The sequence below is a fragment of the Undibacterium sp. Ji42W genome (genome assembly GCF_049340405.1).
GTDB lineage: Bacteria > Pseudomonadota > Gammaproteobacteria > Burkholderiales > Burkholderiaceae_D > Undibacterium.
Window position 1 is genome coordinate 1 of sequence record NZ_JBMPOV010000033.1, and the last position, 4,544, is coordinate 4,544.

General features: G+C 44.7%; 2 protein-coding genes. Both read right to left on the bottom strand.

Annotation, left to right across the window (positions count from 1 at the left end; all coding sequences use genetic code 11):
• Positions 1–225 precede the first annotated feature (225 nt).
• Positions 226–1,011 carry an SMI1/KNR4 family protein gene (locus ACO0LG_RS29435; protein WP_423032155.1) on the bottom strand — a complete coding sequence of 262 codons (786 nt, stop codon included), beginning with the start codon at positions 1,009–1,011 and terminating at the stop codon, positions 226–228.
• 6 nt (positions 1,012–1,017) lie between these two features.
• The gene (locus tag ACO0LG_RS29440) at positions 1,018–4,377 is read right to left on the bottom strand and encodes an RHS repeat-associated core domain-containing protein (protein WP_423032157.1); all 3,360 of its coding nucleotides are present in this window, start codon (positions 4,375–4,377) and stop codon (positions 1,018–1,020) included.
• Between the last annotated feature and the right edge of the window lie 167 nt (positions 4,378–4,544).

Below are 4,544 nucleotides of genomic sequence, written 5' to 3' on the forward strand. Positions count from 1 at the left end.
TCTTCAACAAACGATTTGCATAAAATTTAAGCAAGCGATCCAATGGATTAGACTTTACTGATTAAAAATTAGTCAGGTCGGTGTTCAACTGAACCAGAACATCTGCCATTTTCTGCAAAAAATGCAGGTCAGACGGAATGATTCTGGTTAATCGAACGCCGAACAGGGCACGGAGGGATTTGGTTTAACTGAACACTGAACAGGACAGCAACTACTACAAATCAATCAATATCTTTTATAAATATACTTTCCGCATGAATCAGCAATTTGCGATTCTGTTGGGTCCCATGAGCCATTATGAATCTCCTCATAGTAGATTGAGATCATAAAGTCAGCAAAGGTTTTATACCGCATCGCGCCCGGATGCCTGGGACTTAACCACCAGGTTTCAAACTCGCCATTTTGTGTTTTTACATGCGGATTCAATAAAATAAACTCTTCAACTTTCGCAGGAAAATGGCTGATTTCAATAGCTTCATTCAAATAAATTGCGCGTATAGCTGGCACATTTTGCTTTTCCCCATAAACAAAATACTCCTCATCGGGCACCTCGGTATCTTCATATGCATTTATCCAAGCCTTGTGAGGTTGACCAGAAGAATTGGCAAATAAAATCACCTTATCAATTGAATGAAAAGCAGAGTCAGAAAAATTCCATGACAATTGACCCAGAAGCTGAAATTGCCCATTCGATACAGTTAAAAAGTCCCTGTAAGATTGCGGTAGTCTGGATTTAAGCCTTTTTTCAAGGGCGTCAATAGAATCAACAGAAAGCCTTTGTGTTTTTTTCCAAAGACTGGGTTGTGTTTTATTTTTTTTCTTTTGAATATCTGAGATTTCATGCTCCCAGCAACCCAGAAAACGTTCCCACGCATCAAAATTGGAGTCAACGCTCGCTACATCTTTACTATTCAATTGCATCTCCTTCTTGTCATCAGTCTGCTTATTACAGGAACTCAAAAGAAACAATATTGCGACACTGACTAAAAAAAATTTCAAATTTTTATTCATTAAAAATCACCTGCACGCTGGACGTGTAATTAATTGAATAGTATCAGGCAAAACCCCAAATTGATCTCCTTGCTTTAAGCGACATTTGGTAACCAAATTACCAAATTTCCCACCTGCTGTTGAATTATGAAATGCATTAAGTGCCCTCAAAAAAACAAAATTAGGGTGCCCTTCGATAGTTGCCCAATAAGGATACTCGTCGCAAGAATTTCCAGTACCGGCACCAGTGTTCTTACAATCGTCCTTACCTTCATACCATCTTCTATTCCCTTTCTTACCCTTTGCTGGAGTGTAATGCAAGTAAACCATGGACGGTATTTTCGCTTGTGACTCGGCTACAAACTGTGTGTGTTCCGACACATCTTGTCCCAAGATAAGTATAGGCATATCCCTGCTACGGCAATCAGGACCATTTGCAAAACATTCGGCAGTCAGCGAAGTAACCAGTGCAAATTGGTTTGCATTGAGAGCATTTCCTTTTCGTCTCTGCACATAAGAAGACCACGAATTTTGCCCATATATTCCAGCTCCAATCACGGCAAGAGTCAAACCAACCGCAATCCCTATTTGTGTAGCAGACAAGGTCATGCGCCCGTCAGGGTCACGCATATTCACTGGATTGGCATCTGCATAGAGATATTTATTCAATGATTGTGGACGGAATGGGTTTCCATAATAGTCATCCATTGACACAAATCTTCCATTAGTCGACTCGTACCATCTAGCTCTGTTAAATTGAAGATTAAGTGCATCGTCAAAGTACTCTCCCGTGTATCTGTATCCATTCTCCGTATTGCCAATTTTGTTAATAATAACGCCAAAAGCATCATACTGATATGAATCAGTCATGTTTCCTGTTCCGTCCGTCAGTGCTTTGACACTTCCCAATTCGTCGGCACGATAAAAGCTCTGCTGCTCCGCCCTATTCTGCGAAATCAATCCCAAGCCCCAGACGTAGCTGGTATTTTGGCTTCCTGCGCGCTGAATTACTGACTCCTGCACCGTCTGGGCATAGTCATAAGTGTCATCCACGAGATAATTCGTAATCTTGTCCGGGCTAGTGTTCTGCCCCGGTTCAGTCTTCTGCACTCGGTTACCATTAGCATCATAGCTGTAACGCGCAACCGTAATCGCTGTAGCCTGACTGCTGCCCTGCTTCGCTTCCACCAGACGGTTGTCCGCATTCCAGCCATAAACCGTAACTTGCCCACCCGTGGTCTTGGTGCTCAGGTTACCCTTATCATCCCAAGTGTAGGTAGTAACAGTGCTAGTTGTCCCTGTCGCCTTCGCTTCCTGCGTCAACCGGTCATTGGCGTCATAAGTGTAAGTAGTCGTCGTTGTACCGCTTACCGTAGTCTCAGTCTTCTGACTGCGATTACCTACTTTATCGTACTGATAGTCGGTAGTGCGAACAGTTGCATTGCTTCTGTCCTTGACCATTTCCTGCGTCAGTCGATTCACCCCATCATACTGGTAACTCGTCGTGCGAACCGGGTTCGCAGCAAGCAGATTTGTTTGTGTACTTAAGCTGTCAAACTCTTCCACCTTCGTGCGCTGACCATTGGTTCCCAGCGTATAACGACTACCAACAACAATGACATTACTCTTTGCATGCAACAGTTGCAGCAATTGTCCATTAGTGTCATAGCTGTAACTTGTTACGACGCCATCTGGTGTCATTGCCGTTACTAATCGCCCGGCATCATCCCAGGTGTATGTCGTGCTACTGTTGCTTGCGCTATTCGTTACAGTCGTCAGCCACTGATTTTTGTCGTAACCGTAGCTGATGGTACCAGTTGCAGAACTACGCTGGCTAATATTGCCGTTAGCATCATAAGCATAAGCTAGGTAACTACCATCCGGTTTGACCTGTTTCGTAATCCTGTCATTGGCATCATACGCAAATGTTGTCTGACCGTTCTGGCGACCATTACTGTTGTTGCCACCAGCAATGGTTGAGCTGGCGACTTGCCCGTTGGCAGTGTAAGTAATACTGACACTGCTGCCATCCGGATAGTTTGTCTGAACTATCTGACCAAGTACATCATAGACATAGCTTGTCACCTTGCCCGCAAAGTCAGTCTTTTGCATCAGATTACCTGCCACGTCATACGCAAAGCTTTCTGCCTGCCCTCCTGGCAGAGTTCGACTGCTTAATCGATTATTGGCATCGTAAGCCCAGCTTGTCGTGTGCCCTTTTGCATCAGTCTGGCTGGTCTTATTGCCATTGACATCGTAACCGTAAACCGTTTGCTGCTGTGTAGCAGCATTAGTTTGCGTGACCTCGTTCAGACGGCCTACCGGGTCATAGCCATAGACTATGGTGTTACCAGCCTGATCTGTTTCCGATTGTTTCGTACCTGTCGTATTCCAGACAGTGCTGCTCGTACTATTGTCAGGATATGTCGTTTTGACCAAACGGTTGAGGGCATCGTATTCAAATTGAGTTACTTTACCAAAGGCATCAGTAATCTTGACGCGATTACCTACAGCATCATACTCAAACTTATTTTGTTTTCCATTCGCATCGGTCAAGCTGATCAAACGACCCTTGGCGTCATATCCGTTAGTTGTCGTGTTACCTTGTGCATCTGTTGTGCTGGCAACACGGCCTGCATCATTGTAAGCCGTGCTAGTGCTGGTTCCATCGGCAGCGGTCGTTCTAGTGAGACGGTTCAGCACATCATATTCAAAACGTGTAACTCTACCCTGACGATCAGTATCGCTGATTTTATTACCAATTGCATCGTAAGCAGAGGTCTCGGTCTTAGCATCTGGATAGGTAGTAGTGGTTGGTCTGCCAGTATCATCGTAGCTGTAACTGGTGCGACGACCTTGCGAATCTATCGTTGCACTAGCCTGACCACCCGCCGTGTATTCAGTTTTGGTAGTAGCACCTAAGGCATCCGTTTCACTGAGAATATGTCCTTCTGCATCCAGGGTCCTGGTAACGCTAACGGTTTTTTGTGTTGGTACACCATTGACCATGATGGTCGCGATCCAACTGCGGCTAACTTCTTTGCCGTTGCTGTCATAGGCATAGGTTATCACTTTGCCGGCTGCGTCAGTCTCGCTGATTTTATTGCCTTTAGTATCGTTTTGGTATTTTGTAACTTGGTCAACAAATGTATATGACGTGAGATTGCCAGCATAGTCATTACCGATATGTGCATAGCGGCCCAAGGCTTCTTCAATACGAGTTCCAAGATCGAAGTAGCTGTAGAGGATTTTTGTCCCTTTAGCATCCGTACTGGATTTGAGTTTGACACCTGTGGTGACGTCGTATTCCCAGCTATTTATGTTGCCCAACGGATCAGTCTCACTCAACTGCTTGTACGTAACTGGGTCGTAACTACTCTTGGTCACGTTCCCCATAGGATCAGTCACCGTCGCCTGATTCCCATTAGCATCATAGGTATAAGTCGTGACTTGGTTCAGTGCATTGACAACCTTGGTGACGTTACCATTGCTGTCATACGTATAGGTGGTCTTGTTCCCTCGTCTATCTGTGACAGTCTGCTGATTGTTGTCCA